This window comes from Hymenobacter ruber, assembly GCF_054783255.1.
Window position 1 is genome coordinate 655,427 of sequence record NZ_BAAGQX010000004.1, and the last position, 23,468, is coordinate 678,894.

Sequence of the window (23,468 nt, forward strand, 5' to 3'; positions counted from 1 at the left end):
TAGCTTATCCAGTGTCGGGCCGCAGCGGCTAGCGCCACCTTGACCGTTTCCAGAACCAGCCACCACCAGAAACCTTTTTCGGCCGCCGATGGTATGGGTTTACGAAGCACGGGTTTCTTCCGTATCTTCGCCGCACGTTTCTTGCTCATCTGACCGAGAAGTTAGGTGCGATTCCACCTTCTTCCTCGAAGCCCTTGGTATTCCCGTACCGAGGGCTTCACCTTTTCAGGGGTAGCCGTGTGGTGAGGTGGAAAAACCGTGCGGTACGGCAAAAGTAAAAGGCCAATAGAGCTATTCTACTATCAGCGATAGTCCATCATAAAGCGGAAATAGATGATAACCGCAGTGTTCCGTGAAAACGGCTAATTCCCGAAACTCAGACGCTTCAATTACAGAAGCATATTTGAATTCGACGTGCGAACCATCTTCAAACCGAATACTAACAGTAGTTTCTGATGGAAACTCAGAAGCACTAAGCTTTTCGGGCTTAGTGCTTCCTTTGGCAATCAGATGCTCTTGAAGCTTCAATTTCCAGCGCTCAGGTAAATCGTCGGGACGCACTATGACTGGGATTTTTCTTGTAGATATGCTCTGTATTCTTCCACAATCATTCCACTAGCGACAAATTTTTCCGCAGAAGCGCCATAATTCTCAATAGCAAAAGCAACTGCTGCTTCTACAGAATCAAAAAGATGCGTGGTGCCATACTGCTCATCCTCTGGGTCAATTACGCTGAATTCATGGACGTCGTGAAATTCTTCGTCACCTTCATCGAATGACTCAAAATAAGTCACGCCGAATTTCCCTTCTTCTTTCGCTACAGATATCCATCTAATGACTGTGTAATCAGCTTCATTGTAATGGGAAAGCCATTGTTCAACTTGCTTTCCAAGATGAACACGAGCAATTAATTCCTGAAGCGAAAGATGTAAGGCCATTCTGTTTGTCGTTCAACGATTTACATCGCCTTATACTCGTTCCAGCTCTTAATCTTCAAATCCTTCATTTCCAGTGTGCAGAAGGCCTGAATAAACGCCTTCGCCAGCCGCGCATTCGTCAGCAAACCGACGCCGAAATCCACGGACGTGCGGCGGATTTTGTAGTCGTTATCCAGCTCGCCTTTCGACAGGTTTTTGGGAATATTAATGACCAGGTCGATTTTCTTTTCCTTCAGATACGTCAGCACGTTGGGCTCCTGCAGCTCATCGGGCCAGAAGAGGAGGCTGCTGGGGATGCCGTTTTCGGCGAAGAAGCGGTGCGTGCCCTGGGTGGCGTACACGGTATAACCCTTTTTAATGAGCAGCGCGGCGGGCGCGAGCAGCGCCACTTTGGAGATGATGGGGCCGCCGGAAATCAGCACCGATTTTTGCGGGATTTTGTAGCCCACGCTCAGCATCGATTTCAGCAGGGCTTCCTCGGCGGTGTCGCCCAGGCAGCCTACTTCGCCGGTGCTCACCATGTCGACGCGCAGGACCGGGTCGGCGCCGGGCAGGCGGGTGAAGGAGAACTGCGGAGCCTTCACGCCCACGAAGGGCAGGTCGTAAACCCGCTCGCTTTCGTCACGGTCTACGTGTTTGCCCAGCAGCACCTGGGTGGCCTTCTTGATAAGGTTATTGCCCGAGATTTTTGACACGAACGGATAGCTGCGCGAGGCCCGGATGTTGCACTCAATCACGCGGATTTCGCCGTTCTTTTCCAGAAACTGAATGTTGAACGGGCCGCTGATTTCGTAGCGCTTGGCAATCTTTTCGGCGATGATTTTCAGCTTGCGAATGGTGCCCACGTACACCCGTTGGGGCGGGTAGTACATGGTGGCGTCGCCGGAGTGCACGCCGGCAAACTCCACGTGCTCCGAGATGGCATAGCTCACAATGTCGCCGTGGTCGGCCACCGCGTCCAGTTCAATTTCCTTGGCTTCCTGGATGAACTCGGACACCACCACCGGGTATTCAGCACTGACCTCGGCGGCTGTTTTCAGGAATTCTTCCAGCTCGAAGTTGTTGGAAACCACGTTCATAGCCGCGCCCGACAGCACGTAGCTCGGCCGGATGAGTACCGGGAAACCGACTTCGCGCACGAATTCCTGCATGGCGGCCAGCGAGGTCAGCTCCTTCCAGCGCGGCTGCGCGATGCCCAGCTCGTCCATGATGCTGGAGAACTTGTGGCGGTTCTCGGCCTCGTCGATGCGGGCCGGCGCGGTGCCCAAGATGGGCGCGTCGGCATCGGCCAAACGGGTGGCGAGGTTGTTGGGAATCTGACCGCCGGTGCTCAGAATCACGCCGCCGGGCTGCTCAAAATCCAGGATGTCCATCACCCGCTCAAAGCTCAGCTCCTCAAAGTACAGCCGGTCCGACACGTCGTAGTCGGTCGAAACGGTTTCGGGGTTGTAGTTGATAATGATGGTTTTGTAGCCCTCGGCCGCTGCCGTTTGCACGGCCTGCACGCCGCACCAGTCGAACTCCACCGACGAACCGATGCGGTACACGCCCGAGCCCAGCACCACCACCGACTGCGCGGTTTCGCGCGCCAGGTCGTTTTCGGTGCCGTGGTAAGTGGTGTAGAGGTAGTTGGTTTTGGCCGGGAATTCGGCCGCCAGCGTGTCAATCTGCTTCACCACGGGCAGCACGCCCAGGGCCTTGCGGCGGGCGCGTACCAGCAGCTCGTCGGCTTTGGTGCCGTGTGTGTCGTCGCCCTCGCCCAGCAGCTTCACCGCAATCTGCTGGTCCGAGAAACCGGCTTTCTTCACGTCGCGCAGTAGCTTGGTTTCCAGACCGTCAAGGCCCACGCTGCGGCCGGCGGCGAGCTGATTGCCCAATTCAAAAATGCCGTAGAGGCGCTGCAAAAACCAGTGGTCAATCTTGGTCAATTCGTGCACTTGCTCCAGCGTGTAGCCGGCCTCGAAGGCGCTGTTGATGGCGAAGATGCGCTCCTCGTTCGGCTCGCTCAGGAGCTGGTCGATGGCGGCGTTATCCAAGTCCTCCTCGGGGCGGTTGGCCACGAAGCCGCGCTTGCCGGTGTCCAGCATCCGCAGGCCTTTCTGGATGGCTTCCTCGAAGGATTTGCCGATGGCCATGACCTCGCCTACGCTCTTCATAGCGCTGCCAATCTGGCGGTTAACGCCTGCGAACTTGCCCAAGTCCCAGCGTGGCAGCTTCACCACCACGTAGTCGAGGGCTGGCTCAAAGAAGGCCGAAGTCGTCTGTGTCACGCTGTTTTTTAGCTCGGCCAGCGAGTAGCCCAAACTTAGCTTGGCGGCCACGAAAGCCAGCGGGTAGCCCGTGGCCTTGGAGGCCAGCGCCGAGGAGCGCGACAGGCGCGCGTTCACCTCAATCACGCGGTAATCCTCCGAAACCGGGTCCAGCGCGTACTGAATGTTGCACTCGCCCACGATGCCCAGGTGGCGGATGGTCTTGATGCCGATGCTGCGCAGCTTGTGGTACTCGCGGTTGCTCAGCGTCTGCGACGGGGCCACCACGATGCTCTCGCCGGTGTGAATGCCGATAGGGTCGAAGTTCTCCATGTTGCAGACCGTGATGCAGTTATCGTAAGCATCACGCACCACTTCGTACTCCACTTCCTTCCAGCCCTTCAGCGATTCTTCCACCAGAATCTGGTCGGAGGTAGTGAAGGATTTTTGGGCCAGCGCCCGCAGCTCGTCCATGTTGTTGGCGAAGCCGCTGCCCAGCCCGCCCAGCGCAAACGCCGCCCGCACGATGATGGGGAAACCAATTTTCTCGGCCGCCGCCAGCGCGTCATCCATAGTCGTTACAGCCACGCTGCGGGCCGAGAGCACGCCAATCTGCTCCAGCTTTTCCTTGAAAATATCCCGGTCCTCGGTGTCGATGATGCTCTGTACGGGCGTGCCCAGCACCTTCACGTTATACTTCTCGAACACGCCGGCGCGGTACAGGGCCACGGCGCAGTTCAGCGCCGTTTGGCCGCCAAAGGCCACCAGAATGCCATCGGGCTGCTCTTTTTTGATGACTTCCTCCACGAAGTAGGGCGTCACGGGCAGGAAGTACACGTCATCGGCAATGTTGTCCGACGTCTGCACGGTGGCAATGTTGGGGTTGATGAGGATGGTGCGGATGCCTTCCTCCTTCAGCGCCTTGAGGGCCTGCGAGCCGGAATAATCGAACTCCCCGGCCTCGCCGATTTTGAGGGCGCCGGAACCAAGGATGAGAACTTTGTTGGGTTTGTTCATTCTAAGAGTTGTATTCTTTTTGAGCGTCTGGCGGAACAATCAGCACGTCATGTTGAGCGAAGCGCAGCGAAGTCGAAACATCTCTACCGCTTCGTTACCTTTTCAAATAAATCGACCCAAATGCTGCGTGGGTCTTCTTTGGCTTCAACTGGTTTTTCTCCAGGCAACAAATCAGTTTGATTTGGGTACATGAGAAGATGCCGCTGACATTCTTTAATGTTGTAAAAGCGCGTGTTTCCTGGGGAATAAACCCCGATGAAGTATGCCATGCCATGCGAAGGCGCGCTATCTGGAATTTCCATTTTGGGTAAGTCAGCAATTCGCTGTTTTCGATAAAATGAAAACAGCGTATCAGCGTGCTGATATTTTACCAAAATGGACGGCTGGCAATTTTGAAGAGACTTAGAATACGTCTTGCCTGATGCTTGCCAAAATACTGTTGCAGACTCCGGTACTCCATTGTCGTAGTAATATTGAAACGTCATGACAGCATCTGCTTTGTGATGCAGAGAAGCCAGTATTTGCTTTAGTGAATCTGCTAAGCAAAAATTAGAGCCGACGGCTGCTTTTTTCAAATGCCGAGTGTTTTGACCTACAAAAGAATAGGCCGAACAAACAATCAGCGAGAGAAACAATAGCCGCTTAAGTTTCATGGAGAATCAGGCTTAAAAGTCGTTCAACGACAAGACGCAATTATGCGTCTCTACTTCGACTTATACTCCACCACCGCTTTCAAAAAATCATCAAACAGAAACTCCGTATCCTGCGGGCCGCCGGCGGCTTCGGGGTGAAACTGAGTGGAGAAGAACGGCTTGGTTTTGTGCTTGATGCCTTCGCAGGTGCCGTCGTTCAGGTTCTCGAACAGCATGTCCCACTCGGCGGGCAGGGTTTCGGTATCCACCGCGAAGCCGTGGTTTTGGCTGGTGATGTAGCAGTGCTGAGTGCCGGTGAGCTTCACGGGCTGGTTGTGGCTGCGGTGGCCGTATTTCAGCTTGAAGGTGTCGCCGCCCGCGGCCAGGCCCATGAGCTGGCTGCCCAGGCAGATGCCGAAAATCGGCTTGTCCTGTTGCAGCGCTTTGTGGAGGTTCTGGATGGTGGCTTCGCACATTTTAGGGTCGCCGGGACCGTTGCTGAGGAACAGGCCGTCGTAATCGAGGGTCGTAAAATCGTAGTCCCAGGGCACCCGAATCAGCTCCACATCGCGCTCCAGAAAGCAGCGGATGATGTTGGTTTTGGTGCCGCAGTCCACGAGCACGATTTTGTGTTGGCCGTGGCCGTAGTGCTGCACGCCGGCCGGGCTCACCTGAGCCACCAAATTGTCGAGGTTGGGGTCGTGCAGGGGCACGTCCTCTTCGGCCACGATTTTGCCCAGCATGGCGCCTTTCTCGCGCAGCTTCTTGGTGAGCATGCGGGTATCGACGCCGAAAATGCCAGGGATGTTATACTCTTTAAGCCAGTCGCCGAGGCTTTTGGCGGCGTTCCAGTGGCTGTGCTCCTCGGAGTAGTAGTTCACCACCAGCCCGGCAATGTGAATTTTATCGGACTCGAAAATCTTCGAAATTGACTCGTACAGCTCCTCGCCGGGCACGCCGTAGTTGCCCACCATGGGGTAGGTGAGCACCAGAATCTGGCCGGCGAAGGACGGGTCGGTGAGGTTTTCGGGGTAGCCGGTCATGGCCGTACTGAACACCACTTCGCCCGCGGCGGAAGTGAAGGTGCCGAATGATTCGCCCTGGATTTCGGTGCCGTCTTCGAGGATGAGTTTTACTATTTGAGACATCTATCGTTGTGATTGTAGAGACGTAATATTTTGCGTCTCAATCGTTGCTGACATTGTTTATTCTGGGTCGTTTTGGCATAAGCCGTTCATCGACGAGACGCGAAGTGTCGCGTCTCTACATCGCGCTCGTAGTTCATTACGCGACTTTTGCAGCCGGTCCGATACAATTTCGGCTGGAACAGGACCATTAATCAGGGGTCTGTTCCAGCCGATGCAGGAGGGATGCCGAACGGGAGCGAAGGCGAGTAAATCAATCGGCTCCGCGCACTGCCGATTCCAGATGTCAGGCATCGGGAAGTCGGGCGGGCACAACTGCTGGAAAGAAAAAGGGGAGGCTGCTCCTTCGGGGAAAGAGCCAGCCGGCGGCTGCGCAACGGAGGCCAATGGCAGCGTGCAGCTAATCAGAAGGGGAGCTAGGCTCGTAAACTTCATCGTGCTACTCATTGGGGCTGCAAGTTAGTTCTCAAGCCGCTTACTTCCTTGCCTCGGCCGGAATAAGTGTGTACAGGGCCTGCAAAAACCGGTCGATTTCGGCCTTCGTGATGTTGAGCGGCGGCAGCAGGCGAAGCACCGTGGGGTCGGAGGCGTTGCCCACGAAAATGTGGTGTTCCGAGAGCAGCTTGTCGCGCACGTCCTTGATGGGGAAGTCGTACTTGATGCCCACCATCAGGCCGCGGCCGCGGATTTCTTCGGCACCGGCGTGGGCCAGCAGCTCGGTGCGGAGGTAGTCGCCCATTTCGGTGGTGTGGGCCAGCAGGTGTTCGTCCTCGATGACTTCGAGCACAGCCAGGGCGGCGGCGCAGGCTAGGTGGTTGCCGCCGAAGGTAGTGCCGAGCAGGCCATAGGAGGCCTTCAGCTCCGGCGCAATTAGGATGCCGCCGATGGGGAAGCCGTTGCCCATGCCCTTAGCCACGGAAATAATATCGGGCCGGATGCCGGCGTGCTGGTGCGCGAAAAACCTGCCGCTGCGGCCGTAGCCGCTCTGCACCTCGTCGGCAATCAGGATGACGCCATATTGCTTGCACAGTGCTGCCAAACCTTGCAGGAACTCATCGGAGGGCATGATGATGCCGCCCACACCCTGAATCGGCTCGATGATTACGGCGCACACGTCGCCGCCTTGCAGCGTGGTTTCTACCGCCGCCAAGTCGTATTCCAGGAAGCTGATGGCGTGGCCCGCGTTGAAGGGCGCGACGATTTTTGGGTTGTCCGTGGCCGCTACCGCGCCGCTTGTGCGGCCGTGAAACGCACCTTTAAACGCCACCACGCGGGTTTTGCCGGTGTGGAAGGAGGCTAGCTTCAGCGCATTCTCGTTGGCCTCGGCCCCGGAGTTACACAGAAACAGCGCGTAGTCTTCGTAGCCCGACACCTGGCCCAACTTGTGCGCCAGCTGCGTCTGAATCGGAATCTGCACCGAGTTGGAGTAGAAGCCGATGTTCTGCAGCTGCTCGGTGAGGCGCTGCACGTAGTGCGGGTGGCTGTGGCCGATGGAAATAACGGCGTGACCACCGTAGAAATCCAGGTATTCCTGGCCCTGGTCGTCCCACAGCTTGGCGCCCAGCGCTTTCACGGGCGTGATGTTGACGAGGGGATAAACGTTGAAAAGCTCCATAAGGCTAGTATTTTCTGAAAGTGCACTTATACACTCGATTTTTTGTGAAAAGGTGTACCGTGTCGGCGTAAGACGGTTTCACAATAGAATCATTTATTGCAGCTATAGCATCAAATGATTTGAAATCATTTGAGCGTCCATTTAGTACCGGAGTAAATTCAAAAGCACTACCATTAACGCTTAGTCCAATACCTGTTTTTGTCAAATGGATTTCTGTGATTCGCCCACAGATTGAAGCACCGTTGAACTGGTCAAATGCCTGCTTCATTACACCGATTGAATTTGGAATGCTAAATTCAAACCAAATCATTAAAAGGATAAAAGATATTAATCCTACTAATCTGCCTAGCCGAATCTTGCCTGCTGAAATAAATAATTCTTCAAACATGAGCAGCTAGAAAGAGAATTAGAATAAAACTGCCTTCAAATTCAACCCCGTCGTTTCAGGCAGCCCGAACAATAGGTTCATATTCTGCACGGCCTGGCCCGAGGCACCTTTTACCAGATTATCAATAACCGAGGTAATGAGCAACTGCTTGCCCTGTTTCTGCACGTGCAGCAAGCATTTGTTGGTGTTCACCACCTGCTTGAGGTGAATTTCCTTGTCCGAAACCGTGGTGAACGGCGCGTCGGCGTAAAACTGCCGGTACAGCGCCCGCGCCTCGTCCTGCGTCAAATCCGACGGCGTGTAGACGCTGGCGAAAATGCCCCGCGAGAAATTGCCGCGGTAGGGAATGAAGTGCATCTCGGCCTCCGACTGCGGCTGCAGCTGCGCCAGGCTCTCGCCGATTTCGCCGAGGTGCTGGTGCGTGAAGGGCTTGTAGATGGACACGTTGTTGGTGCGCCACGAGAAATGCACCGTTTCCGACAAGCTCTGCCCCGCGCCGGTCGAGCCGGTGATGGCCGACACGTGAATGTCGTCGGTAAGCTTGCCGGCCTTGGCCAGCGGCAGCAGCGCCAACTGAATGGCCGTGGCGAAGCAGCCGGGGTTGGCAATACTCTGGGCCTGCTGGATGCGGGCTTTGTTCAGTTCCGGCAGGCCGTACACAAACTCGCGGCCTTCAAACTCGGCATCCGCGTTCAGGCGGAAGTCGTTGCTCAGGTCAATGATGTGCGTGGTTTCGGGTAGGGTGTTTTTTTGAAGCCATGCTTTGGAATTGCCGTGGCCGAGGCACAGAAACACCACGTCCTCATCGCCGTTCAATTCGGAGGTGAAAGCCAGGTCAGTCTCGCCCACTAGGTCGTCGTGCACTTGGTACACGGGGTTGCCCGCGTTCGACGAGCTGACGATGCCGCCCAGCTCCACAAACTCGTGGTGCAGCAGAATGCGGATAAGCTCGCCGGCCGTGTAGCCGGCCCCGCCCACGATGCCGGCCTTAATTTTCATCGTGCAGGCTGGCGCTAATTTTCAGCTGGTTGCCGAAAATTTTGATGAAACCGCGGGCGTCGCGGGAATCCCATGCGTTGTTTTCCTCGCCGTAGGTGGCCACTTTCGACTGCATCATGTCGTACTTCGACTCCACGCCGAGCAGGTCGAACTGGTAAGGTTTGAGCTGCACGAACACCTTGCCCGAAACGTGGTTTTGCGACGATTCCAGGAAGGCTTCCATGTCGCGCATCACCGGGTCAAGGTATTGAGCTTCATGCAATAGTGTGCCGTACCAGTTGGCGATGTAGTCCTTGTGCAGCAGCTGCCAGCGGGTGCTGGTGTGCTTCTCCAGCAGGTGGTGCGCCTTGATGAGCATGAGCGGCGCGGGCGCCTCAAAACCCACGCGGCCCTTGATGCCGAGAATGGTATCACCCACGTGCGTGTCGCGGCCGATGGCGAAGGCCGAGCCCAACTCGTTTAGCTTCTGAATCAGGGCCACCGGGGCCAGCGTTTCGCCATTCAGCGCCACGGGCTCGCCTTTATCGAAGGTGATTTCCACACGCTCCGAATCATGTCGCTGCAATTGCGAGGGGTAGGCGCTTTCCGGCAGGGCCTCGTGCGAGGTCAGCGTTTCGACGCCGCCCACGCTGGTGCCCCAGATGCCTTTGTTAATGGAATACTTCGCCTTCTCCCAGCTCATTTCGAAGCCCTGTTTCTGCAGGTATTCAATCTCAGCCTGGCGCGAGAGTTTTAGGTCGCGGATGGGCGTCAGAATTTCCGTTTTAGGGGCAATAACAGAGAAAGCCACATCGAAACGCACCTGGTCGTTGCCAGCACCGGTGCTGCCGTGCACGATGTAATCGGCCTCATTAGCACGAGCATACTCGGCAATGGCCAGCGACTGGAACATGCGCTCGGCGCTCACGCTCAGCGGGTAAGTGTCGTTCTTCAACACATTGCCAAACAGCAGGTAGCGCAGGCAATCCTGATAAAAGCGCGTGGTCACGTCAATCACCTCGTGCTTCACCGAACCCAATTCGTAGGCACGCTTTTCGATGGCGGCCAGCTCCTCGGCCGTGAAGCCGCCGGAATTGACGATGACGGTGTGCACTTCCAAATCAAGCTCGCGCGACAGATATACGGCGCAAAACGAGGTGTCGAGGCCGCCGCTATAGGCGAGAATGGCTTTTTTCTTCATTATTACTGAGCAGAATCGGTTTCAGAAGGAGTAGGGGCGGGGTCGGCGCCAATGGGCAGCGGCGGCGTAATGTGCGCGGCAAAGTCAGGCACTTGCACCTGCACAAGTTGCTTCTCGTGCGTGTCGTATAGCATACCGGTGCAGAGGCACATCTTGCGCTCGTTCTCCATCAGGATGCTGTAGTTTTTGCAACTTTTACAGCCTTTCCAGAAGTCTTCGCTGGTGGTCAGCTCCGAAAACGTGACGGGTTCGTAGCCCAGGTCGGTGTTGATTTTCATCACGGCCAGGCTGGTCGTGATGCCGAAAATCTTGGCCTGCGGATACTTGGTGCGCGACAGCTCGAACACGGCCTGCTTGATGGCCCGGCCTACACCGCCCTTGCGGATTTCGGCGTTCACAATCAGACCTGAATTAACGACAAAGGTCTTATCGTCAAAGGTTTCGATGTAGCAGAAGCCGGCCAGCTCGTCATCGACGAAGGCGATGATGCCGTCGCCGCTGGCCATCTTTTTGGCCACGTAGTCCGGCTCGCGTTTGGCGATGCCGGTGCCCCGCGTTTTGGCCGACTCGACGTACCATTGGCATAATTGTTCAGCGTACTGAGCGTCCGCTGCCGTTGCAACCCGAATTGTCATTGATTATTAGAAACTTAGGGATAGATGCGTGGCTGTCCGGAAAACCCGAAGTATTGTGTACGGGAAATTCCTGCTAAAGCCCAAACCTGTCTGTAAGTTGAGCGGATACTAGCCCGGCTCAAAGGGGCTGGCCAAGGGGCCAACATGCGGCTGCTGAAGCCGCTAGGGTCGTCGCACCAGCGCGCACGTCGTTTGGCGCACGCCAGCCATACCCGGCCGGTTGGCCAGAGTAAGCATCGAAGACGTGGAAACGGGGAGGGACATGGCGAAAACTAAGTCGATTCGGCGCTTTAACGAAGCAGCGAACCAAGAGGTTCAATTCTGCCGCAAAGGTAAAAGCCCCTACTTTTGCCTGCAACATTTCCCGTGGTTTTTTTGAAATGACGCTGGCCCAATACTGGGTTTGCGCGTATGTGAAGCAGTGATGAAGCCCGAGTTAAAAATATTTAAGATAGGCGGCGGTATAATTGACAGCGAATCCGATTTATTGGAATTCGTGCGACTACTTTCCGAAGTCAGTGGCCCGAAAATCCTCGTACATGGTGGTGGGAAAGGCGCCAGCGAAATGATGAAAAACCTGGGCATTGCACCGCGCATGGTAAACGGCCGCCGAATTACGGATGCCGTGGCGCTGGATTTGGTGACCATGTTCTACGCCGGCAAAACCAACAAGCAAATTGTGGTGGCCCTGCAAAGCCGGGGCGTCAACGCATTGGGCCTCAGCGGGGCCGATGGCAACGTGATTCGGGCCGTGAAGCGCCCGGTGCGCGAGATAGATTACGGTTTCGTGGGTGATTTGAGCGAGGCCAGCGTGAACAGTGAACTGATATGTCAATTCCTGGGCCTGGGTTTGATGCCGGTTTTCTGCCCAATTAACCATGACGGGCACGGCCAGTTATTAAATACCAATGCCGATACCATTGCGGCTTCTGTAGCGAAGGCGTTGAGTAAGGAATACGCGGTGGCATTGCATTTCTGCTTTGAAAAACGCGGTGTATTGGCTGATGTGAATGATGATAATTCGGTAATATCCAAAATTAGTTTGATGGATTACGCCGAATTGAAGGAAAGCGGAATAATTGCTGACGGCATGTTGCCTAAATTGGAAAATGCATTTGACGCGTTGCAGTTCGGGGTTGATAAAGTAATTATTGAACACGCACTGCACATCAACGACGTTATGAAAACAACGCTATGCCTGACTTGATAACTCAATTGAGCGACGAAGCCGTTGAATTATTAATTCGGCTAATTCAAACTCCTTCTTTCTCCCGCGAAGAGGGCGGTACGGCTACGCTGATTCAGGAGTTTCTTACGGCGCACGGCGTAACATCGAAGCGCCAACAGAATAACGTGTGGGCTATTTCAGCGCATTTCGACGCAAGCAAACCAACGGTACTGCTCAATTCGCACCACGATACGGTGAAAGCCGGGGCCGGCTGGACGCACGACCCGTTCGGGGCGGTGCTGGAAGGCGATAAATTGACCGGCTTGGGGAGTAATGATGCAGGTGCTTCGGCCGTGAGCTTGCTGGCTGCTTTTTTGTATTTTCAGCGCAGCAAAAACCCGTTTAATTTAATCTGCGCCATCACGGCAGAGGAAGAAGTTTCGGGGGCGAACGGAATCAGAAGCGTGCTGCCGGAATTCGGAAAAATTGACCTCGGAATTGTTGGCGAGCCTACGGGCATGAACCTGGCTATTGCCGAAAAAGGCTTGATTGTACTGGACTGCACCGCCTATGGCAAAACGGGGCATGCCGCGCGCGATGAAGGCGAAAATGCCTTGTACAAGGCGTTGGACGACATTCAGTGGCTGCGCAGCTTCCAGTTTCCGAAAGTTTCGCCACTATTGGGGCCGGTAAAAATGACCGTGACACAGATTAGCGCCGGCACGCAGCACAATGTGGTGCCGGACCGGTGCCAGTTTGTGATTGATGTGCGCACAAATGAGCTGTACCAGAACCAGGAAATTATTGATTTTTTGCGCTCGAAGCTGCAGTCCGAAATTGTGCCGCGCTCCACGCATTTAAATTCCTCGCGCATCAGCGAAAATCACCCGCTAATTAAGCGGGGCTTGGCGATGCGGAAGACGGCTTACGGCTCGCCAACGCTGTCGGACCAGTCGATGATGCCATTTGAAACCCTGAAAATGGGACCCGGCGAAAGTGCGCGCTCGCACACGCCAGACGAATTCATTCTGGTAAGTGAAATTCGGGCGGGTATTCGGGATTACATTGAACTGCTGACTGATTTTAGATTTTAATTACCGGAGTACGCTATGAAAATTTGGGAAAAAGGATTTTCGGTTAATGATACCATCGAAAAATTCACTGTGGGCCACGACCGGGTGCTCGATATGTACCTAGCCCCGTTCGATATGCGGGCCTCGAAAGCCCAGGCCAATATGCTGGCCAAAGTGGGCCTGATTTCGGAAGTAGAACGGCAACAGCTGGTTGCCGGCCTTGATGAGCTGCTGGCGCAGGTGGCGGCGGGCACGTTCCAAATTGAGGATGACTTTGAGGATGTTCATTCCAAAATAGAGTCTTACCTGACGGAGAAGTTTGGCGACGCGGGCAAGAAAATTCACACGGCTCGCTCACGCAATGACCAGGTTTTGACGGCAATTCAGCTTTTTTTGAAGGACTACACCGAGCGGATTTCCGCCCAGATGCTGGCGCTGGTGGAGGTAATGCTGCAAAAAGCCGAGGCACACAAAAACGACCTGCTGCCGGGCTACACGCACTTTCAGGCGGCCATGCCCAGCAGCTTCGGCCTGTGGTTTTCGGCGTATGCCGAGCATTTGCTATTGGATTTGGCTCTGTTTGAGGCGGCGCACCGGGTAGCCGACCAGAACCCATTGGGCTCGGGGGCAGGCTTTGGCAGCAGCTTCCCGATTGACCGCAAAATGACGACCCGGGAAATGGGTTTTGGCAGCGTGGCGGTGAGCAGTGTGGGCGCGCAGATGCTGCGCGGCAAAACCGAGAAAACCCTGGCTTTTGCCATTGCGGGCGCGGCGGGTACGCTGGGCAAGCTGGCGTATGACCTGGTGATGTATAACAGCCAGGATTTGGGTTTTGTGACGCTGCCGAAGGAGTTCACCACGGGCTCCAGCATTATGCCGCACAAGAAAAACCCCGACGTGTTTGAGCTGGTGCGCGGCCACGCCAACCGTCTCCAGGCACTGCCCAACGACATTATTCTGGCCACCAGCAACCTGCCCAGCGGTTACCACCGCGATTTTCAACTGCTGAAAGAATTGCTCTTTGGCCCTATGATGCAGTTTGCCGATTTGCTGGACATTCTGCTGTTTGCGCTGCCCGAAATCAAGATTAAATCCGGCGTGATTGAACAGGCGAAATATGACCCGATATTTTCGGTCGAAAATATCAATCAGCTCATTATTGCCGGCGTACCGTTTCGGGATGCCTACCAGCAGGTGGGGCGGGCCGTGGAAGACGGCAGCTACGTGCCACACCGCGCGTTTCAGACCACGCACCTGGGCAGTATTCACAACCTGGGGCTGGCCGAAATTGCGGCCAAGGTGCAGCAGTGGAAACAGGGAAGCGAGTTGTTTAAATAAGCAGGTAAATATTTATGAATGAAGTGCATCCGTTGTTTTTGGTATAATTAGTGAATTTCTATGCAGCTCCAGTGCGAAGCCGTGCTGGAGCTGTTGCTTTTAAGCCAGATTGCAACAGATTCTGCACAGAATAGGCGTAATAGCACACCATACTTTTACAGATTATTGGGTTGATAATTCTGGTATGGTTGCTCGATTTATTGTGCGGGAGGTTAATAGCGGTTGGCTGGCATTGCTGCTGGTCCTGGTGCCCACGGCCAGCCATGCCCAGACGCTGCACGTGCAGGTGCGCGACTCGTTGCGGCACGAAGCGCTGATTGGGGCCAGCGTGGTGGTGCCGGGCACCAGCATTGGGGCGGCTACCGATGCCACGGGCACTGCCGCTACCGGCCGCGGCTGGTGGCGGCCCCGGCGGTGGGGGCAGGGCTGGCGCTGTTGCTCGCGCCGGGCGGGCTTGAAATTGAAGAAGAAGTGCTGGTGACGGCCACGCGCACCAATTCGCGCATCGAGGACCTGTCCACGCGGGTGGAGGTGCTGGGGGCCGAGGAAATGGAAGAGGAAAGCAGCATCAAGCCAGCATTGCCAGTCTGTTTGGCGACATTGCGGGCACCCAGATTCAGCCTACTTCGCCCACTACCAGCAACCTGGACCTGCGCCTGCAGGGCCTGCCGGGCCAGTACACCCAGATTCTGCGCGACGGGGTGCCGCTTTACGGTGGCTTCGCGGGCTCGTTTGGGCTGCTCACAGTGCCACCGCTCGATTTGCGGCAGGTCGAAGTCATTAAAGGCTCAAACTAGACGCTGTATGGCGGCGGGGCCATTGCCGGCTTGGTGAACCTGGTGAGCAAAACGCCCACGCTGGGCACGCCGCAGTACGCCGCCAGCTATAACCAGACTACGCTGCGCGAGACGGATTTGAACGGATTTGTGGCCCGGCGCGGGCAGCGCTGGTGCTATTCGGCCTTCGTGGGGCTGGTCAATCAAAAGGAAAAGGACGTGGACGGCGACGGTTTCGTGGACGTGCCCCGGGTGCGTAGCCTCAACCTGCACCCGCGCCTGTTCTTCTACCCCAATGCCCACAGCCAGGAGGCGCTGGGCTACACCGGCACCCTGGAAAGCCGCCGGGCCGGCGATTTGGAGGTTCTTAAAAAAGGCTTCGACCCCGTGAGCGGGCACGTTTTCTACGTCGATAACACCAGCCTGCGCAACACCGCCGACCTGCTCTACACCAGCGACGAGCTGGCCGACGGCCGCCTCACCGTCAAGGGCACCATTACGGACTTTGTGCGCGACGTGAACACCAATTCCGATGCCTTCACCGCCTACCAAACCACCTACTACACCGAGGCCAGCTACCTGCACGCGGCCGGCCTGCGCCGCAAGTTTGCCGCCGTGGGATTGGTCGAATTCACGGACAATTTTAGCGCGGGCCTCGAAGCCTCCTACATCGGCCAGCAATACCGCTCCGATGGTAGCGCTACGCCCGGCTACCCGCTATTTGCCGCGCTGCTGCGCTACCGTTTAGACAATTTTACCCTGGCTCTGAACGGCGAAAATGTGCTCGATTACCGCCAAACCCGTCGAGAAAAAGCAGTACTGTCCCCGCTGGATAACCCTGTTTTCCGCGAGTTGTGGGCGCCCGTAGAAGGCGGCGTCTTCAACGTGTCGCTGACGTGGCGCTGGGCAAAAACATGAAGGCCGCCCGCGCTCGAAAGCTCAGGCGACCTTTTTTAACTTGTTGATTGGGGGCTACTGCGCGATGCGCTGGCTGAAGGAGCCGGCCGCCGTCAGCAGCCGCACAACGTACACGCCCGTGGGCAGCGAGCGCAGGTCCAGTACCCACTGGCCGGGCTGGGCCGCATCGCCAGCGCAGGGCACCTGGAGCAGGCGTCCCAGCGCATCCAATACCCGCACGGTGGCGGGGCCCTGCGCCAGGGTTTCGACGGGCAGCGAAGTGCTGACCACCCATTCCTGGGCCGAGTAGCCCGGGTACACGGCGAAACCGCTGCCAAAACGGCCAACCTTCACGGCGCGCACCGGCGAGAAATCGTATGTGCCATCTAAATCTATCTGCCGCAGGCGGTAGTAACTGGTTCCTGGCAGCGGCTGTTCATCCGTGGCGTGGTAGGTAGTCTGCTGCTGGGTGGTGCCGGCGGCCGCTACCGAACTCAGCTCACGGAATACTTTACCGTCCGACGAGCGTTCAACTACAAAGGCCCGGCTGTTTTTTTCCGACGCCGTCACCCAGTCCAGGCCTACTTTCTGGTCATCCAAAACCTGAGCGTTAAAAAGCACCAGCTCAACCGGGAGGGCTTTGCAGCGGATGCTGGGCGCTTCCGCATCGCAATTGGCTTCGTTGGTATTTGCCGCGGCCAGCGCCCCCCCGCACCCAGCGGAAGGAGTGCGTTGCACGCAGACCGATATGGCCGCGGCCGCGCAGTTATTCAAGAGGTGCGTAGTAGCACCATTGCCTCCATACACGCACCCCGTCACTACCAAGGAGCCGGAGAATTGGTTATTGCTGCCGCACAGGGTGTTATTGGCACCACCAACCGATAGGTCCAGGTTGCCTCCAATATTCAGGGAACCGTCGGAAACAATGTTGGAACTGAGCAGCACCAAGTTGCAGCCAGTAGTGACCGAGCCCCCGGCAGCAATGCTAACGGTCGCTTTGTCAACGGTCATCTTGTCGACTCGAACGCTGCTCCCCGCGCCTACGAGGAGGTTGGTCGCTCTTAGCGAACTAGTGCCGTCGCCCAGAGTAAAAATGGCATTGCCATTGATAGTGCCCCCATTGGACAAATTAAGTGATGCTCGGCTCGATACAGTAATATTGCCGCCGGTTGCTACGGTAATGGAGCCGCCGCTGAGAATGGTTAGCGCCCCGTCATCCACCGAAATGCTTCCCCCGTTGCCCACCGAGTAGGCACTCGACAGCGTCACGTTGTGATTGCCAATAACGATTCTGGCATTGCTGCCCGAGGCTGGCAGGGCCGAGCAACCCGAGCCCGTGGTTTGCGCTGCAAAGGTGTTAGGGTCGGTCAGGGAGCCGTCCTGAGTTACGCGGTATGTGCATTGCGCTGTTGCCTGCATCTGCATTCCCGAAAAAAATGCGCTGACAATCAATGCAATGAGTGATGACTTTTTCATGGCGCATGGGAAAAAGAATGATAAGCTTTAAGACATTACTAAATATACTAAATTATGTGATAAATAAAAAATATAATTTGAAAAATGCAATAATTATGCGTAGGTGAATTTGTTCAGGTATTTTATATTATTATTCAAATTATTAAATATTATTAAGCATAATATTGAGGTTAAATGATTGTTTTTTAGACCTATGTGGCAATCTGACTCAGGTAAGAAGCATTTATTATAAGCTGAAGCTTCCAACTCCCAATGTGCCCTAAACGCAGCATTGGCCCTACTGCGAGCAGATGAGAATCGGCTTATATAATGAAAATACTTTGTTTTATTACATTGCTAAATCGTTAGGCCTCATGCCGATGGCAGCATTGCCTGCTTTTTCTGTTCATTTTTTGCGCCTCAGCTCCATACCAGAACCACGGTCCCGGCCAGAATCAGTCCCGCGCCCAGCGCACCTTTCAGGCTGATGGTTTCGCCCAGAAATGCCACCGCCAGCAGCAGCGCCAGCGCCACGCTCAGCTTATCGACCGGGGCCACTTTGGCTACCGGCCCCAGCTTGAGGGCTCGGAAGTAGCACAGCCACGACGCCCCCGTGGCCACCCCCGACAGCACCAGAAACAGCCAGGTGCGCCCCGTGAGGGCCGGCAGTCCGGCCGTGGCCCCGCGTGCGATGGCAATGCCCCAGGCCAGCAGCAAAATCACCACGGTGCGAATCGCGGTAGCCAAATCCGAATCGACGCCCTTGATGCCGATTTTAGCAAAAATGGCGGTGAGGGCCGCAAACAGGGCCGAAAGCAGGGCGTAGGGAATCCAGGAGGCCATAAGCAAGGGGGAAGAAATCGACGCGAACGGGGCCGGAAATAACCGCCCATTTCACGGGTACGTAAGCCGACTTGCCAGCGCTGATGGCCGGGCAAAATTGCCGGTCGGTGAAGCCATTTCGCAGGTTTTTCTGTTACCTTTTCGACCCATCCCGAATCCTGTGCCCGAATCTGCCCCTGACTTCCGCCGGCCCGACCTGCTGCGCCTCGACTACGACACCTACCGCGCCCTGCCGGCCATTGCCAATTCCGACCTCTCGCGCCTGCGCGATGCCCTCGACGGTCGCCCGCCCCGCCCCCAAACCAGCGCCAACGAAGGCGCGCTAAGCTTTGGCACGGCCTTCCACACCGCCCTGCTGGAGCCTGCCGACTACGTAGCCGGTCAGCCCGGCCTCAACGACACCCTGGTGTGGTGGTTGGTGGAGGGCGTCAAACTCAACACTCAACTGGCCGGGCTGCTGGAGCGTGGTACCCCCGAAGTGAGCGTGCTCTTCACCGAACCTGCCACCGATACGCTCTGCAAGCTGCGGGCCGACCTCGTAGTAGCCCACCCGGAGGAGCCGTTCACCATCATCGACTTCAAAACCACCAACGCCCGCGATGCCGACCATTTTCTCTGGCAGTGCTCAGCCTACGACTATGACCGCCAAGCCGCTTTCTACACCGATGCGCTGCGCGCTGAACGGTTCCTATTAGTAGGGGTGCAGAAAAACGAGCCCTTCGGGGTGTTCACCATCGAAGTGAGCGAGCAGATGCTGGCCGAGGGCCGCCAGAAGTATCAGCGCCTGTTACGTTTGCTGAAAGCCCCCGGCACCGCGCCCGCCTACCGCGCCGAAGCTGTGCAAGCCGCCGTGGACGCGCTGGGGCAGCATTCGGACGACGAATAAGCCCGCGCTAAGTCAAGACAACAAGAATCCCCGCCCAATTCAGGCGGGGATTTTTTTTGTGGAAACAGATGTATTTCTACTTACTTACTAGTTAGTAAGTTTGAAAAATGTATATTTGTCCTACTTATGACAACACCACCTCTGCCCATCACATTACCTCCCGATACGCGCACCCGCATCCTCGACCTGGCGGAAGGGCTGTTGTTAGAGCGTGGTTTCAATGCCTTTAGCTACCAGCACCTGGCCAAGGAGCTGGGGGTGAAGCCGGCCGCCATCCATTACCATTATCCGAGTAAGGACGACCTGGGGACGGCCATTGTGGCCCGGCAGCTGCGCCGCCTGCGCAAGTGGCGCGACCTGCCCCGCGTGGCCGACCTGCCGCCCGTCGCTCAGTTCGAAGCCCTGCTGGCGGTGTACGATACGCACCTCGGCCACGAGCGCCGCGTGTGCCTGTTCGGGGCCTTGGCGGCCGATTTCCGGACCCTGCCCGCGCCCATGCAGGCCGAGCTGCGCACCTTCAACCGCGAGCTGACCGAGTGGCTGGCCCAGGTGCTGGCCGTGGGCCGGGCCACGGGCACCCTGCGTTTTGTGGGCAGCCCAGCGGCCAAAGCGGCGCAGGTGCTCACCACGCTGACCGGGGCGCTGCAAGTAGCCCGCGTGCACGACGAAACGCCTTTTCAGGTGATAGTGGGCCAGCTGCGACTGGAGCTGCTGGCGTAACCGGGAGCCTTTTTTCGCCACTTGCCCAGCCGTTATCTCCATCCATCTCTGGCTATTGCATAAGTCTCTGCCCGCACCAACCCAACCTGCCTCATGACCAATACCTATTCGCCCGTTTATTTTTTGTGCGCTGAAGAAACGCCCGCCGCGCCACCAGCGCTGGCCATACGCTACCCCGAGCCGGCGGGCCTGCGGTGGCTCCGCTGGCAGTTGGGTGCGCTGTGGGCGTTGTCGCCGGCGTTGGGCTTCCGGCAGGCGTGGCGGGTGTTTACCACACCGCGCAAGTTGCCCATTAAAGCCTGGGAAGCACCCGCGCTGGCCGACGCCCGCCGTCGGACCGTGGCCACCGCCACCGGCCCAATCGCCGTGTACGAATGGGGACCGGCAGCCGCGCCCGCCGTGCTGCTCGTGCACGGCTGGGAACACCGGGCGAGCTTTTGGCGGGCCTGGGTGGGGCCATTGCTGGCGGCCGGCTACCGCGTGGTAGCCCTGGATGGGCCTGCACATGGGGCTTCGGCTGGCCGGCGCACCACGCTCACCGACTTCGGCGGGGCCGTGCAGGCGGTGGTGGATACCATAGGGAAGGTGCGCGCCATTGTGGCGCATTCGTTTGGAGCAGCGTCGGTGGCGGGGCTGCCGGTACGGCTGCCGGCAGGCGCGGTCTTGCCGCGCCTGGTGCTCATCAGCGCGCCGGAAGGGCCGCGGCCGGTGGCCGAACGGTTTGCCGATTTCCTGCACTTGCCCGCTGATTTGGTACTGCGCTTTGCCGGGCACATTGAGCGCAGCACCGGCCGGACGGCCGATTCGTTTGCGGTGGCCGCGGCCGGGCCGGGCATTGGGGCCGAGCAGGTGCTGGTGCTTCACGATGAAGAAGACGAAATCATCCCCTTCGCCGAAGGCCAGCACATTGCCGCGGCCTGGCCCGGCGCCCGGCTGCACGCCACGCGCGGCCTGGGCCACAACCGTATTCTGCGCGATGCCGACGTGGTGCAGTTGGCCGTGGATTTTATTGGCTGAGCCCGGCTCAGATAGTTTCCAACCCTTCAGCTGCCAGCTGCCGCAGCACTTCGCGCAGTCCATCAGCTTCGCTTATCACGCGACCGACGTGCGCTACGTACTCGGCCTCGGCCCGCAGGTCGCGCTTGAGTTGGCGCAACTCCAACTCCTGCTTTTTGCCTGAGGCCGTGACGAAGCCGTTGGGCCCGTATTTCAGCTCGTTCATTTCCTGCTTCAGTTGGACTTGCTGCTGGAGCAGGGCGCGGGTGTAACGGGCCAGTACATCGTCGGCGGCCGCGTCGGCGGGGCCAGATTCGGCCAGCAGTTGGAGCAGCGTGTAGAGGTCATCGGCCTCGTAGGCCTCGGTGATGCGCTGCATCCGGGCGGTTTTGTCGGCGTGCTTTTCGGGGTCGCGCTCTAGGTCGGGGTGGTGGGTGCGGGCCAGCTGGCGGTAGATGGTTTTGGCGTTGCTTTCGAGCTGTTTCTGGTCGGCCTGCGCGGCGGCTTCCTGCTGGCGCTGGGCCTTGGTTTTGCGGCGGGCACGGGCGGCGGCGGCCTGCTCGTGCGGCGGCAGGGCAGGGTCGGGGATAAAATCCGGTGCCGAACCTGCTGTTTTTTCGCGCTCAGTAGTGGTTTTAGCCGCTGCGGAGCGGTGCCCGGCCGGGGCGTATTTGCGGATGATGGCCGTCTCGTCTTCTCCGAACCGGTCTTCCAACGTGCGGGCGTTGCCCAGAATTACGTTCGTAATCTGAGCTTCCTCCAACCGGCTGAAGTAGCTCAGCAGCAGCGCTTCTTCCAGCGGCGCATACAGCGCGTGGCGCGCCGCCACCACGGCGGTGGCGGCTGGCCCTACCTGCTGCCAGTAGCGCCGCCGGGCTTCGGCCTGCTCGGCGCGCAGGTCGCGCAGCCGCTCACGCAGGTTTTCCACGTCGAGAATTGCCTGCCGGAAAGCTTGCTGGGCGAGCGTCCCGGCGGGCTGCTCAGCGGTTAGCACCGGGACGGTAATACGGTCAGGGTGCGCAGAATCAGCTCTTTTCATTTGATAGCAAAGGTACGGCCTGGCGCTACGGCCAAAGCTCAAACGCCACCCGAAACGTGTTGCAATGCGCGTCCACGATGTCGGCTAGCTTTTCTGAATAGCCGCCGCCCATGCTCACGGCTACCGGCAGGCCCCGTGCCCGGCACAGGCCCAGCACCAGTTCGTCACGTCGCCGGCAGCCGGCAGGCGTGAGCGCCAGCTTGCCCAGCTTATCGGTAGCCAGTACATCCACACCAGCCTGGTAGAAGATAAAATCCGGCCGCACCCGCTCCACCAGCGGCTCCAGAGTGGCCGATAGCTGCGCCAGATACTCCGCATCGCCGGTGCCCAGCGCCAGCGGAATATCCAGGTCCGACTGCTCTTTGCGCAGGGGATAATTGGCCCCCGCGTGCATTGAAAACGTAAATACACGCGGCTCATTCCGGAAAATGGCCGCCGTGCCATCGCCCTGGTGCACGTCCAAATCCACAATCAAAATCTGTTTTGCCAACCCGTGCGCCAGCAGGTACGCGGCGGCAATGGCCTGGTCGTTTAGCACGCAGAAGCCTTCGCCCCGGTCGGCAAAGGCGTGGTGGGTGCCGCCGGCGAGGTTCAGGCCAATGCCGTCGCGCAGGGCATTCCGGGCCGATTGCAGCGTGCCGGCGCTGCTGCTCAGCGAGCGGCGCACCAGCTGCGGGCTTTGCGGCAGGCCCAGGTTGCGCACTTCGCGGGGCGTGAGCTGCAGGTCGCGCACGCGGTGCCAGTAGGCGAGCGTGTGCACGCGCAGCACATCTTCCTCGGCGCACAGGCCGGGCTCGTAGAAATCGGCCGGCTCGGCGATGCCCTGCCACAGGAGTTGCTCCCGAATCATGGCGTATTTGGCGATGGGGAAGCGGTGGCCGGCCGGCAGGTCGAGGGTATAATGGTCGGAAGTAGCGAGGCGGGGCATATACGGAAAGGCGCAGGCAGCAAATAGCAATACGCAAGAAATCCCTCGATAGTACCTGGTACTATCATTTGGAATGCGTGCCAGCTTGCCAATCAACGAAATTAATTATCCGTAAAAAGTCGATAATTTTCACGGAATTGAACTTTGTAAAAATAATTAATAAATATTTTCAAAAATTATTTGCGCAATTAAAATTAATGCTCAACCTTTGTCACACCAAAAGCAAACAGCCATGTACCGCCACTTCACATTCACCAGCAATTCGGATAAGAAACAGCCAGAACGGCTGTCTCCGCTCGGTATGTTTGCCTGATTTCAGCTTCGCCTGAAACCCGCCACGCCCGAGCCCATAACGCTCGGGTTTTTTTGTTTTTTGCGGTTTATCAACCGCTTAGCTCAGTTCCCCCATGCACAGTATCCGCCCCGAATACCTGCCTAAACAGTTCCAGCTCCGCCTCGATGGCGGCTCGCTGAATCGGCGCGGCCGTGCTTTTTTTCTTGGTTGGATGCGTCGATAAAATCGGCGTAATTCCCGCGAAAAAGAAAAGCCC

22 protein-coding genes and 1 pseudogene are annotated in these 23,468 nt (G+C 57.4%); 9 read left to right on the forward strand and 14 right to left on the reverse strand.

Annotated features, from left to right (window positions below; genetic code table 11):
* Window positions 1–291 precede the first annotated feature (291 nt).
* The 10 genes from ACYVM5_RS13335 to ACYVM5_RS13380 form a co-directional block, all read right to left on the reverse strand.
* Window positions 292–561 (reverse strand): hypothetical protein, encoded by a 270-nt coding sequence (locus ACYVM5_RS13335; protein WP_460618604.1) that lies wholly within the window; start codon window positions 559–561, stop codon window positions 292–294.
* Window positions 561–938, reverse strand: coding sequence for a hypothetical protein (locus ACYVM5_RS13340; RefSeq protein WP_460618605.1), 378 nt, complete (start codon window positions 936–938; stop codon window positions 561–563). The genes ACYVM5_RS13335 and ACYVM5_RS13340 overlap by 1 nt, the downstream gene beginning before the upstream one ends.
* 20 nt (window positions 939–958) lie before the next feature.
* On the reverse strand, window positions 959–4,204 hold the full coding sequence (gene carB, locus ACYVM5_RS13345; protein WP_460618606.1) for a carbamoyl-phosphate synthase (glutamine-hydrolyzing) large subunit: 3,246 nt from the start codon (window positions 4,202–4,204) through the stop codon (window positions 959–961).
* 83 nt (window positions 4,205–4,287) lie between these two features.
* Window positions 4,288–4,857 (reverse strand): hypothetical protein, encoded by a 570-nt coding sequence (locus ACYVM5_RS13350; RefSeq protein WP_460618607.1) that lies wholly within the window; start codon window positions 4,855–4,857, stop codon window positions 4,288–4,290.
* A gap of 50 nt (window positions 4,858–4,907) precedes the next feature.
* Window positions 4,908–5,984, reverse strand: a complete 1,077-nt coding sequence (carA, locus tag ACYVM5_RS13355) for a carbamoyl-phosphate synthase small subunit (protein WP_460618608.1) — start codon at window positions 5,982–5,984, stop codon at window positions 4,908–4,910.
* A gap of 472 nt (window positions 5,985–6,456) precedes the next feature.
* Entirely contained in the window at window positions 6,457–7,596 is a 1,140-nt protein-coding gene (locus ACYVM5_RS13360) for an aspartate aminotransferase family protein (protein WP_460618609.1), read from the reverse strand.
* 4 nt (window positions 7,597–7,600) lie between these two features.
* Window positions 7,601–7,984 carry a hypothetical protein gene (locus ACYVM5_RS13365; RefSeq protein WP_460618610.1) on the reverse strand — a complete coding sequence of 128 codons (384 nt, stop codon included), beginning with the start codon at window positions 7,982–7,984 and terminating at the stop codon, window positions 7,601–7,603.
* Between the two features lie 18 nt (window positions 7,985–8,002).
* Entirely contained in the window at window positions 8,003–8,983 is a 981-nt protein-coding gene (argC, locus tag ACYVM5_RS13370; protein WP_460618611.1) for an N-acetyl-gamma-glutamyl-phosphate reductase, read from the reverse strand.
* Complete coding sequence (argG, locus tag ACYVM5_RS13375) at window positions 8,973–10,163, reverse strand: argininosuccinate synthase (protein ID WP_460618612.1); 1,191 nt, start codon at window positions 10,161–10,163, stop codon at window positions 8,973–8,975. Before argG ends, argC begins: the two co-directional genes overlap by 11 nt.
* Window positions 10,164–10,165: 2 nt before the next feature.
* The gene (locus tag ACYVM5_RS13380; protein WP_460618613.1) at window positions 10,166–10,798 is read right to left on the reverse strand and encodes a GNAT family N-acetyltransferase; all 633 of its coding nucleotides are present in this window, start codon (window positions 10,796–10,798) and stop codon (window positions 10,166–10,168) included.
* Between the two features lie 424 nt (window positions 10,799–11,222).
* On the opposite strand from ACYVM5_RS13380, the gene argB reads away from it, so the two are divergent.
* From argB to ACYVM5_RS13410, 6 genes and pseudogenes are all read left to right on the forward strand, one after another.
* Entirely contained in the window at window positions 11,223–12,005 is a 783-nt protein-coding gene (gene argB, locus ACYVM5_RS13385) for an acetylglutamate kinase (protein WP_460618614.1), read from the forward strand.
* Window positions 12,006–12,013: 8 nt separating this feature from the next.
* Window positions 12,014–13,060 (forward strand): M20 family metallo-hydrolase, encoded by a 1,047-nt coding sequence (locus ACYVM5_RS13390; RefSeq protein WP_460618615.1) that lies wholly within the window; start codon window positions 12,014–12,016, stop codon window positions 13,058–13,060.
* Window positions 13,061–13,075: 15 nt separating this feature from the next.
* The gene (argH, locus tag ACYVM5_RS13395; protein ID WP_460618616.1) at window positions 13,076–14,377 is read left to right on the forward strand and encodes an argininosuccinate lyase; all 1,302 of its coding nucleotides are present in this window, start codon (window positions 13,076–13,078) and stop codon (window positions 14,375–14,377) included.
* 184 nt (window positions 14,378–14,561) lie between these two features.
* Window positions 14,562–14,858, forward strand: a complete 297-nt coding sequence (locus tag ACYVM5_RS13400) for a hypothetical protein (protein ID WP_460618617.1) — start codon at window positions 14,562–14,564, stop codon at window positions 14,856–14,858.
* Window positions 14,859–14,949: 91 nt separating this feature from the next.
* Window positions 14,950–15,174: pseudogene (locus tag ACYVM5_RS13405) on the forward strand (TonB-dependent receptor plug domain-containing protein); the annotation flags it as partial.
* Between the two features lie 33 nt (window positions 15,175–15,207).
* Complete coding sequence (locus ACYVM5_RS13410) at window positions 15,208–16,071, forward strand: hypothetical protein (RefSeq protein ID WP_460618618.1); 864 nt, start codon at window positions 15,208–15,210, stop codon at window positions 16,069–16,071.
* Window positions 16,072–16,125: 54 nt separating this feature from the next.
* On the opposite strand, the gene ACYVM5_RS13415 is transcribed toward ACYVM5_RS13410, so the two are convergent.
* Together ACYVM5_RS13415 and ACYVM5_RS13420 are read right to left on the reverse strand one after the other, a co-directional pair.
* A complete protein-coding gene (locus tag ACYVM5_RS13415; protein ID WP_460618619.1) occupies window positions 16,126–17,526 on the reverse strand; it encodes a hypothetical protein in 1,401 nt (466 codons plus the stop codon).
* A gap of 399 nt (window positions 17,527–17,925) precedes the next feature.
* The gene (locus ACYVM5_RS13420; protein WP_460618620.1) at window positions 17,926–18,348 is read right to left on the reverse strand and encodes an EamA family transporter; all 423 of its coding nucleotides are present in this window, start codon (window positions 18,346–18,348) and stop codon (window positions 17,926–17,928) included.
* A gap of 160 nt (window positions 18,349–18,508) precedes the next feature.
* Between ACYVM5_RS13420 and ACYVM5_RS13425 the strand changes: the two genes are divergently transcribed.
* The 3 genes from ACYVM5_RS13425 to ACYVM5_RS13435 all read left to right on the forward strand — a co-directional run bounded on the left by ACYVM5_RS13425 (window position 18,509) and on the right by ACYVM5_RS13435 (window position 20,971).
* A complete protein-coding gene (locus ACYVM5_RS13425) occupies window positions 18,509–19,234 on the forward strand; it encodes an exonuclease family protein (RefSeq protein ID WP_460618621.1) in 726 nt (241 codons plus the stop codon).
* Window positions 19,235–19,360: 126 nt separating this feature from the next.
* Window positions 19,361–19,954: a TetR/AcrR family transcriptional regulator gene (locus ACYVM5_RS13430; RefSeq protein WP_460618622.1), complete on the forward strand. Its 594-nt coding sequence runs from the start codon at window positions 19,361–19,363 to the stop codon at window positions 19,952–19,954.
* Between the two features lie 93 nt (window positions 19,955–20,047).
* Window positions 20,048–20,971 carry an alpha/beta fold hydrolase gene (locus ACYVM5_RS13435; RefSeq protein WP_460618623.1) on the forward strand — a complete coding sequence of 308 codons (924 nt, stop codon included), beginning with the start codon at window positions 20,048–20,050 and terminating at the stop codon, window positions 20,969–20,971.
* Window positions 20,972–20,978: 7 nt separating this feature from the next.
* On the opposite strand, the gene ACYVM5_RS13440 is transcribed toward ACYVM5_RS13435, so the two are convergent.
* Together ACYVM5_RS13440 and ACYVM5_RS13445 are read right to left on the reverse strand one after the other, a co-directional pair.
* On the reverse strand, window positions 20,979–21,989 hold the full coding sequence (locus tag ACYVM5_RS13440; RefSeq protein WP_460618624.1) for a J domain-containing protein: 1,011 nt from the start codon (window positions 21,987–21,989) through the stop codon (window positions 20,979–20,981).
* 25 nt (window positions 21,990–22,014) lie between these two features.
* Window positions 22,015–22,917 carry a histone deacetylase family protein gene (locus tag ACYVM5_RS13445; RefSeq protein ID WP_460618625.1) on the reverse strand — a complete coding sequence of 301 codons (903 nt, stop codon included), beginning with the start codon at window positions 22,915–22,917 and terminating at the stop codon, window positions 22,015–22,017.
* Window positions 22,918–23,468: the final 551 nt, after the last annotated feature.

Excerpts from the sequence above, each read along its gene's own strand:
- ACYVM5_RS13340 (WP_460618605.1), bottom strand. The coding sequence starts at position 938 with ATGGCCTTACATCTTTCGCTTCAGGAATTAATTGCTCGTGTTCATCTT.
- carB (WP_460618606.1), bottom strand. The coding sequence starts at position 4,204 with ATGAACAAACCCAACAAAGTTCTCATCCTTGGTTCCGGCGCCCTCAAA.
- ACYVM5_RS13350 (WP_460618607.1), bottom strand. The coding sequence starts at position 4,857 with ATGAAACTTAAGCGGCTATTGTTTCTCTCGCTGATTGTTTGTTCGGCC.
- carA (WP_460618608.1), bottom strand. The coding sequence starts at position 5,984 with ATGTCTCAAATAGTAAAACTCATCCTCGAAGACGGCACCGAAATCCAG.
- ACYVM5_RS13360 (WP_460618609.1), bottom strand. The coding sequence starts at position 7,596 with ATGGAGCTTTTCAACGTTTATCCCCTCGTCAACATCACGCCCGTGAAA.
- ACYVM5_RS13365 (WP_460618610.1), bottom strand. The coding sequence starts at position 7,984 with ATGTTTGAAGAATTATTTATTTCAGCAGGCAAGATTCGGCTAGGCAGA.
- argC (WP_460618611.1), bottom strand. The coding sequence starts at position 8,983 with ATGAAAATTAAGGCCGGCATCGTGGGCGGGGCCGGCTACACGGCCGGC.
- argG (WP_460618612.1), bottom strand. The coding sequence starts at position 10,163 with ATGAAGAAAAAAGCCATTCTCGCCTATAGCGGCGGCCTCGACACCTCG.
- ACYVM5_RS13380 (WP_460618613.1), bottom strand. The coding sequence starts at position 10,798 with ATGACAATTCGGGTTGCAACGGCAGCGGACGCTCAGTACGCTGAACAA.
- argB (WP_460618614.1), top strand. The coding sequence starts at position 11,223 with ATGAAGCCCGAGTTAAAAATATTTAAGATAGGCGGCGGTATAATTGAC.
- argH (WP_460618616.1), top strand. The coding sequence starts at position 13,076 with ATGAAAATTTGGGAAAAAGGATTTTCGGTTAATGATACCATCGAAAAA.
- ACYVM5_RS13400 (WP_460618617.1), top strand. The coding sequence starts at position 14,562 with ATGGTTGCTCGATTTATTGTGCGGGAGGTTAATAGCGGTTGGCTGGCA.
- ACYVM5_RS13415 (WP_460618619.1), bottom strand. The coding sequence starts at position 17,526 with ATGAAAAAGTCATCACTCATTGCATTGATTGTCAGCGCATTTTTTTCG.
- ACYVM5_RS13420 (WP_460618620.1), bottom strand. The coding sequence starts at position 18,348 with ATGGCCTCCTGGATTCCCTACGCCCTGCTTTCGGCCCTGTTTGCGGCC.
- ACYVM5_RS13430 (WP_460618622.1), top strand. The coding sequence starts at position 19,361 with ATGACAACACCACCTCTGCCCATCACATTACCTCCCGATACGCGCACC.
- ACYVM5_RS13435 (WP_460618623.1), top strand. The coding sequence starts at position 20,048 with ATGACCAATACCTATTCGCCCGTTTATTTTTTGTGCGCTGAAGAAACG.
- ACYVM5_RS13440 (WP_460618624.1), bottom strand. The coding sequence starts at position 21,989 with ATGAAAAGAGCTGATTCTGCGCACCCTGACCGTATTACCGTCCCGGTG.
- ACYVM5_RS13445 (WP_460618625.1), bottom strand. The coding sequence starts at position 22,917 with ATGCCCCGCCTCGCTACTTCCGACCATTATACCCTCGACCTGCCGGCC.